General features: G+C 65.7%; 5 protein-coding genes. All 5 read right to left on the bottom strand.

What is annotated here, in order from left to right:
- Positions 1-818 (bottom strand): hypothetical protein (locus E6K76_09195; protein TMQ57955.1); only part of this gene is annotated, 818 nt, incomplete at its 3' end.
- Positions 815-2,641 (bottom strand): hypothetical protein, encoded by a 1,827-nt coding sequence (locus E6K76_09200; GenBank protein TMQ57956.1) that lies wholly within the window; start codon positions 2,639-2,641, stop codon positions 815-817. The genes E6K76_09200 and E6K76_09195, both read right to left, overlap by 4 nt.
- 16 nt (positions 2,642-2,657) lie before the next feature.
- Positions 2,658-3,830, bottom strand: coding sequence for a hypothetical protein (locus E6K76_09205; protein TMQ57957.1), 1,173 nt, complete (start codon positions 3,828-3,830; stop codon positions 2,658-2,660).
- Entirely contained in the window at positions 3,827-6,049 is a 2,223-nt protein-coding gene (locus tag E6K76_09210; protein ID TMQ57958.1) for a hypothetical protein, read from the bottom strand. Before E6K76_09210 ends, E6K76_09205 begins: the two co-directional genes overlap by 4 nt.
- A gap of 299 nt (positions 6,050-6,348) precedes the next feature.
- A partial coding sequence (locus E6K76_09215) for a cell envelope integrity protein CreD (GenBank protein ID TMQ57959.1) occupies positions 6,349-7,552 on the bottom strand: 1,204 nt, incomplete at its 5' end.

Here is a 7,552-nt window from a genome sequence, read left to right on the forward strand (position 1 = left end):
TCTGACCCGCTCGATCGCAGCTGGATCGCGTGCTTCTTGAACATCTCGTCGAAGGCGAGGGCCACGTCGGCGCCGATGAAGTAGACCGTGCCTCCGGCTTTGAACGCACTGCTCTGCTTCACCTCGGACCAGTCGATCGTGAGATCGGCGTCGTACGCTTCCGACAATCCTTCGAAGGTCATGTCGAACACCAGGGAAACATCCGGCGTGTTCATCTGGAAGCTTTGCATGAGGAGCGAGGCGCGTTCCGGATCCAGGTCGAAGGAGAGCGCGAGGCGGTTTCCCTCGAGGACGGGCGCGCGCCCGGTCGCGATGACCGCGTGCTCGATTTTCTCCGTCACCGGTCCCCCTTCGGCGTTGGCGGACCCCGCGGAGGCGCTCTTCAAGATGGAGGAGACGAGGGTGTAGCGGCCCTCCTGGAACACGATTGGGCCCCGGATCACGATCTCGTTCTTCTTGTACCGTTCCCGCAGCGCTCTCTCCGCATCCCGGATGAGGGACTGCGGCGTGTCGAGGAGCACGAGGAAGGTGAGAATGCCTCCCCCCTTGGCCTCGGTGATGGTCGCCGCGCGCGCGCTGTCCGCGGTCGCGTTCACCACGTAGCGCACGAACGAGAACTGCGGTCGGCCCTGATCGTCCGTGGCCAGCCGCGCCCCCGCGGGAAGGTAGACGTACTGGAGTGAATCGCGGGCGACGGGGAAGCACCAGAGCCCCGCCGCGCGCACGCCGCGATCCATCAGGACCTGCTGCGCGTCAGCGCCTCGGGGCACTAAGAGCGCCGCGGCCATGATGATGAGGGCGGAGGCGTGTCGCGTCACGGACCGACCCCCGGCGCCCCCGGCGCCACGGTTCCCGTCGAGCCCAGGGTCTCCGGCGGCGTGAGGAAGAGGTAGTCGGAATCGAGGATCTCCAGCTTCCCTTCCTTCGAGCCGTTCTTCGCGTGCCAGGTCACTCGGTAGGCGACCTGGGAATCCTTGTCATGGATCAGCGCGATCTTCGAGGTCGGGGTCGTGTCGGCCGCCCGCAGCGTCACCCGCTTCATGACACGCGGTTTTCCGGCCAGGATGGTGGCGAATTCGACCACAGCGGTCGCGATGCCACGATCCCCGAAGAGGGAGCGGTCTGCCTCGATCTCCACGACCCGCTTCTCGAACGGAGGGGTCAGGGAAAGCGCCGCATCGGAGCCTTTCGTCCACCGGTCCTGGCTCGCCGGCACCGAGACCGTCGGCCCTCCGCGCAGGCTCCAGCGGACCTGGTATTCGTACGCGGTCCAGTCCTCGGTGGTCATGCCGAGGCGGGGGAAGGCAACGTTCTGTGTGGTCTTTCCCGCCTCGACGTCCGCGCGGTTGAACGTGATCGCCTTCGTGAAGGGAGCCTTGCCCGGGTAGTTCTTCCGAAAATTCACCGTGACGAAGTTGAGCGCGTCCTGGAAGGAGTCGATGTAGTCGCCGTCGACCTGGAAATACACGGGACGGAATTCGAAGGCGGCGTCGGCCAGATTCACGACGCGGAAGTAACGCTCGTCCTGACCCATCGCGTTGTATAGGCCGCCCAGGTTTCCCGCAGTATCCAGCGGAACCTTGATGGTCGACTTCTTGCTCAGGTTCAGGATGAACTTGTTCTGGCGGATGTCCCTCCGGTTCTTCAGCACGTACTGGTTGTCGGTGTAGTACTTGGTGTCCTCGCTTCCGCCGAATACGCTGGAGAACCAGCCCCGCTCCTGCCGACCCTGGATCTGGTTCGCCTCGACCGCGGCTTCACGCTGCGGATCCGCGGCCCATCCGGTCTTGGAGTCGAACATCAGCTCCACCAGCTTGTCGGTCACGAGCTGGAGCACGCCGGCCATGTCGTCGGCCTTGACGCCGAGCCCCGCAGTGCGGTCGAGCACCTCGATCTTGAGCGTGCCGTCCCGCTGCAGATTGTCCACGGCCTGCCGGAGCTGGGTCTTGGTGTAGTCCCTCTGCACGTTCGTGGTCGTGCTGAAGTGCTGATAGACGGTCGAGACATCGGCCGTGATGCGCGCGTTGTATCCCTCGACCGCGGCCTCGTAGTAACCGTGGACCGCAACGGAGATGTCGGAGGTGGGGCTGGTTAGGGAATTCCACAGGAGGGTCGCGCCTTCCTGTTTCAGGAGCGCGGCGACCACGGCCTTCGATCCGGGCATGAGCGGCGCGCGCCCCGACGTGACGACGGAGCGGGTGAATCCTCCCTCCGCCTTGTTCGAGAGCACCGCCGAGACGACCTCGAAGGAGCCCATTCCATCCTCACCGTCCTTGATGGACTGCATGAGCGGCACCGGCCCGAGCACGCGCGCACCAGCGACCTTGGCGCGGAGCGCATCCTCCACCTTCCGGACCACGGGGTCCGGCAGCGTGAATTCGACCAGCGCGTGGAACAAGCCGCCGTTCGTCCCTCCCGCTTGGTCCACGTACTTGAGGCAGAGGAATTCGAAGGTCGAATCCTCCTTCATCGCGAGTCGTGGAAACTGGGGGAGGTAGTAGTAGGCCGTGGGATCGTCGCTGTCCTGAAGGAGCTGGACGCCCAGGACCGCACGCGAGCCCTTGTCGTAGTTGACCAGAGCGGACGCCGACCGGGGGCCGGCGAAGGTGAGCAGCAAAACGGCGAAAAGCGCTCGCTTCATCGGGGTTACCTCGCGGCTAAGGGCCAAGAATGGAACGGACGCCTGCGTCTTTGGCCGGCGTGGTGACATCGAGGATCTCGGACCAGGTCGCGCGCTCGCGCCAGGCGCTGGAGCGTTCCATGCCGTCCAGCTTCACTTCGCGGGTGCGGTAGCGATATGGCCGATCCAGCCGGACGGCGACGGGAAAACGGATGCTTGCGGAGTAGAGATCCGACTGCTCGCGCTGAAACCCGGTCTCGAGCTTCACGCGCTTGCCACCCACGCCCTCGGCATCGATCTCGACGCGTTTTTCGGCGAGGTCGGGCCGAAGCTCGTTATTGAAGTCGTAGCAGTAGACGTCGAGGGCCGCGTACCCCGGAGGCGCCCGGTCGTTGAGATCCACGCGGCGCATGAGGTCGGGGAAACGCTTCACATCCAGGCCGATCTCGATCGCCCCGGCGCGGATCACGTGGGTGCGCACCGAATCGAGGGTGGCACCCCCGGTGCCCGTGCGCGGACCGCTCAGAGCGAGTTTCAGCTCCTCCACGATCGCGGGGGAGCCGGTCAATTCTCCTGCCCCCGCGTCGGACGCGAGCGCGTCGCCGAGGAAGGCGTACCCCAGACTCAGATAGACCTGGTCCTTCTCGAGCGCGGCGCGGAAGGCCTGGGCGGTCAGCGAATCCAATCCCACGGTGTAGACCCGTTCCGTCCACGTGCCGCCGGCCCCCTCCCCCTCGCCTGCCGCCTCGAAGCGGCCGGGCGGAAGGGAGGTCGTGTCGCCGCCTATCGCGGCGTACACGAGCGCGGTCGCGATCTTCTTCACGGGGAAGGGACGCAGATCGGCCGGAGCGCCGGGGCCTCCCAGCTCGCGCGCAGCACGCGTCAGCTCTTCGGCCGGGACGCGCGGGAGGCGCACGGCGAAGGTGACGAGGCTCTTGTGGAGAATCATCCCGCGATCGCGCGCCACAGCGCTCCCCGTGTAGCGCGTCTCGAGGAAATGGAAGTCGGGCTTCCCATCGGGCGTTGTGATGACCGCGATCTCCGCGGGGGTGTAATAGAACCGGTTCGGGCGGGAGTCGTCCGCGTAGACCGTGAGTGTTCCCACCGAGCGCTGCGTCTTCCAGTCCGGCGCGGCGATCGCCCGTGCGGGCAGAAGCGGGCCGACGAGAACCGTCACACACAGGACGAGCGGTAACGCCGCGCGGTTCATCTCGACCCCGCCGGCCCCGGCAGGGACCCGAACGCCTCTTCCAGCTGATGCCTTCCGATGGCCAGCCGGAGATCGTCGCTCGGGATCCATCGAGTCGCCCTGTAGGTGGATCCATCCTTCATCGTGAGGGTCAGGAAGTATTCGAACAGGGGATCGCCGGGCACCGACTCACCCACCTGGCGCGACCCCAGATAGATGGGGCCCAGCACGAAGTCCTTCCCGTCGGATGCGAGCACGACGGTGCGAGTCTGCGAGTCATGGGATTGCGGATCGAAGTACCGCGAGCGCACCTGTGCTGCGATCTCATATCCGCCGGCGTCCGCGAGGGGTGTGATCGTATGGAACGTGATCTGCGAGGGGCCGCTGGTCGAGACGCCTCCCGTGATCGAGCGGATCACCGTTTCGTCGCAAGGCGCGCACGTGGCATCCACGGCATATTCCAGCCAGACCCGTTTCGCCTGGGATTCGATCCATCCCGGCACCGAGCCCGCCACCCACTGAGCGCGCCCCTGCGGAGGGACGACCGTGCTCGACAGGTCCCACGAGTACACGATGGGACGCGAGGACGAGTCGAGGACCAGCGCGTTCAGGTACTTGAGCTTGATCGGATAGAGCGTCTGGTTTCGCCACATCTCCGCGCGGTTCCAGCGGAACGGACCGAAGGTGACGAAGTCCGCAAGCCGGATCCGGAGCGGCACATCGATCGGCGGCAGCTTCCCCCCCGAGGGGAAAAGCGTCACGCGGCCGCTGATCCCCACATCCTCCACCAGCGCCTGCTGCAGATTTTCCTTTGTAACCGGATCGGCCAGCCAGGAAATATCGATCTGACCGAGGAAATCGGAAAGACCGGTGACCGCGATCTTGTCGGGCGGGATGTTGTAGCGGCGGAGATCGTCCGAGATAGAGACCGAGATGCTGTCGATCGGGAGCGCGCGGAGGGCGGTGTAGGGCAACCCGTGCGATTTCGCATACGCCGCCATCAGCTCCCCCGCGATCTGGCGCTCGCGGATCCCGAGCCCCGCGTCGAGCCGGGCGGCGATGGCGACCTCCCCGGCTTGCCCCTCCGACGCCGTCGCCGAGTAGATCATGCGCATGTCGTACCCCTGGTCCTCGGTCCAGCGGAGCGAATAGGAATAGGGAAGGAAGTAGAAGATTCCCGATGACTGCTGCTGGTCGGGGTAGAACGCCGGATACACGCCGAGCACGTGGCTGGCGTCCAGGTCGATGTCCTCGGAGCGGAGCTCGGCCAGAGGCTCGACGGGAATCTCCGACGGGCCCTTGGCTCCGCGGTTCTGGTCTTCCGCCGGCACACCGAACCGGTTCTGATTGATCGGGGCGACCGTGGCGGACGGGGGGAGCATTTTCACCACGGTGTCGGTCTTCATGATGACCGCGGTGTTGGGAGCCATGAGTTTCGCATTGCCGAGCAGGATTCGGTTGTTGACGGCGACGCCGGTTCCGCCGGAACTCGTTGCTGCCGTGCCTGGGGACGGCTGTGCCGTCATCGCCTGCGAGGAGGACGCGGTTCCTCCCGTCGCCGGCACTGCGGACTTCCGAATGATCAGCCTGGGCCCCGGGCTCTGCAGGGCGCCGACAGCGGCCGGGGAAAGAACCAGGCGGGGAGGAACCGGAGCCGAGGAGGGTGTGGCTCCCAACGATTGCGTGGTCCCGACCGGCTTGAGCTTCACCGTGAGCAGGACATTCTCGGGCCGGATTCCAGTCTGCCACGGCTTCGAAAGCTCGTAAGCCTTCACGAAGCTCGGTGTCGACTTCTCCGCCTTGGCCACGCACACCCGCACATACTCCGAGCGCACCCGGGTGTTTTCGGGCGCGTTGGGATCCAGCTCGATGAGGCAGTCCACGTCGCCCGCCGCCGCCTCCAGCGTCTCCGCGGCTGAGCGTTTCACGGGCCTGAGCGGCTTCCGATCCGATCCGGTGACTTCACACCAGAGCCTCGCGCCCTGGAATCCCGTGTAGGAAACGGTGAGCACGATTCTTGTGGGCTCGTCGCGCTTGACGACGACGTGGCTGATGTCGCCCGTCAGCGTTCCGCCCAGGAGCGTTCCAAGCGCGGATTCCATGCCGAACTTGACGCCGATGGCCGGCTTGAGTGATTTACCGGTCAGGTCTTCCGCGAGGGATGTGTGGATGAAGAGGAGCGGGAGGGCAGCGCCGCACCAGAGCAAAATCGAGAGAAACGCGATCCCAATCCGGCGCATGGAGCGTTCCCCACTAGCGTAGCCGTCCTCGCTCGAGCGGAGACACCGATGCTGCCGCGCGCGAAGGATGGCGAGACCACGCCACTCGGGCGTGCGGCCTGACAAGTCATTAGGGGCGAAGTCTCGATTTTGGAAAGGGGCAAAGGTGCTGCCAACCGGCGAAACGGAGGCCGCCTCACTCCCCCTTGCCGCGCATCCTTGCACCGGGAAAGGGCAGCGTCAAGGCCAATCTGTGGAAGGGAAGTTTGCGACTCTCGCCCCGGGCCCCCCTAATACGTGCCGCAGAGTCCGCTCATGCATCAGCGCGTAGTCGGTGACTCCTCCGAGAGGCGGTACCAGTCGACGCGCCGCGTCATGACCATCACGATCGCCAGGGCCGCGAACAGGAGAAGGGCTCCCAGGAGCAGAGCGTAGTCTTCGGATTGAAGGATGACGTAGAGAAAGCCGTACATCGCCCCGACCAGCCCCCCGAACGCGAGCCCCCGTGCCGTGCTTCGTATAACGTGCCCGACATAGAAGGCGATGAGCCCGACGCACGCGACGCTAGATACAAGATACGCGGCTGCGAATGGCAGATGCTCCGAGAGCGAGACGAGCAACAGGAAAAACAGAGCGAGCGCGGCGCCGCACAGGAGATACTGGATCGGATGGATCGCCATCCGGCGTAGCACCTCGAACAGAAAGAATGCCACGAAGGTCAGGAACACGAACAGGAAGCCGTACTTCACGGCGCGCTCGGACTGGGTGTACCCGTCGACCGGCTGGACGAAGCGAACACCGAGATCGGCGCTGAGGAGTCCTGGCTCCCCGTCACCGCCGTCGGGAATGACGGGAACGCCGCGGCTCATGCTGTCCCGGATCCGTGCCATCACGTCGTCGACCCCGGTTGCGAAGCGCGACAGCTTCCAACGCGCCTCGAAGCCTCGCGCGGAAACGCTGCGCTCGTCCGGAAGGAACGCGCCCACGAAGCTGGGGTGCGGCCAGTCGGACGACAGCTCGACGTCGGTGACGGCGCCGACTGGGAGGAACATGAGACGATCGGTGCCCATCAGATCGAGGTTCACTTCAAGCGGGACGCGGCGGCCGGCCGCTTCGGGCGGAAGCGCCACGCTGAACCCGTTCTTGAGCCAGTCCAGGCCGACGCCCGGCCGCGCCTCCAGGGTCGCTCCACGGAGCCTCACCTCAGGCACCGAGCGCATGCCGCGCGGATCCGAGACTCCAAACACGACTTCCGCCCTGGGCTCCTCCACCAACTGACGTTTGTCCGAGATCCCGAGGCGCGGGGGCAACGTGAACGCAGCGGCCAACCCGGTCGTAGCCCGGAAGACCGGCACGCGGTGGATCCCGCGTTGCCGCGTCTGGACATGGACTTTGGAGCGGATCGACAGCGACTCCGGAAGGATGATCTCGGCTCCCTCCCTCACATGTTCGACACTGCCCTTCCCCGCCGCCGCAATACGCTCGCGATAGCGCACGACGACGAGGGGACCGACGAGGGTCTGG

This window comes from Candidatus Eisenbacteria bacterium (assembly GCA_005893275.1).
GTDB lineage: Bacteria > Eisenbacteria > RBG-16-71-46 > SZUA-252 > SZUA-252 > WS-7.

Coding starts and splice junctions, on each gene's coding strand:
- E6K76_09200 (TMQ57956.1), bottom strand. CDS start 2,641: ATGAAGCGAGCGCTTTTCGCCGTTTTGCTGCTCACCTTCGCCGGCCCC.
- E6K76_09205 (TMQ57957.1), bottom strand. CDS start 3,830: ATGAACCGCGCGGCGTTACCGCTCGTCCTGTGTGTGACGGTTCTCGTC.
- E6K76_09210 (TMQ57958.1), bottom strand. CDS start 6,049: ATGCGCCGGATTGGGATCGCGTTTCTCTCGATTTTGCTCTGGTGCGGC.